Genomic DNA, 697 nt, shown 5'->3' with positions numbered 1-697 from the left:
TTAGCGCTTAAAGAAGAACGCGCAGCGCTCGATAATCAATACAAAGGGCTGCAATCACGCCTGAGTGATTTATACACGCAAATCAATCGTGACAGTCTCGTCGCAACAACAGCGGATGGCCAAGAGCGAGAAATCGAGATAGCCCACGTTGTTCGCGCATTCCAGCCTAACAAAATGTCGCTGGCTGAGAAGATCTCCTTCTATATTGAGAAGCTAGTTGAGTTTGTTAGCGATGACCCGCGTGAAGCCAACACAGAAGGCGGTATCTTCCCCGCTATTTACGGTACGGTTTTGATGGTAATCGTCATGTCTATCATGGTGACACCACTAGGCGTTATCGCCGCTGTTTACTTGCGTGAATATGCACACCAGGGTGCAATTACCCGAATTATCCGAATCGCGGTTAACAACCTCGCCGGTGTTCCCTCTATCGTATACGGTGTATTTGGCCTGGGCTTCTTTATTTACTTCCTGGGCTCAGGTATTGATCAGGCCTTCTTCCCTGAGGCATTACCCGCGCCGACGCTAGGTACCGGTGGTTTGTTATGGGCTTCAGTCACGCTAGCGATCCTGACATTGCCAGTGGTTATTGTAGCGACTGAAGAAGGCTTATCACGTATTCCAAGATCCATTCGTGAAGGTAGCCTGGCCTTGGGCGCAACCAAAGCTGAAACACTCTGGCGTGTCGTACTACCTA

Annotated in this window: 1 protein-coding gene; it reads left to right on the top strand. The window is 49.8% G+C overall.

Annotated elements, in window-relative coordinates; genetic code table 11:
• The coding region (locus A3729_RS03785; protein WP_156497626.1) for an ABC transporter permease subunit at positions 1 to 697 on the top strand (697 nt) is incomplete at both ends.

Source organism: Oleiphilus sp. HI0043, assembly GCF_001634935.1.
The sequence above is the reverse complement of the archived record's forward strand: the minus strand, read 5'-3'. Positions and strand labels throughout refer to the sequence as shown.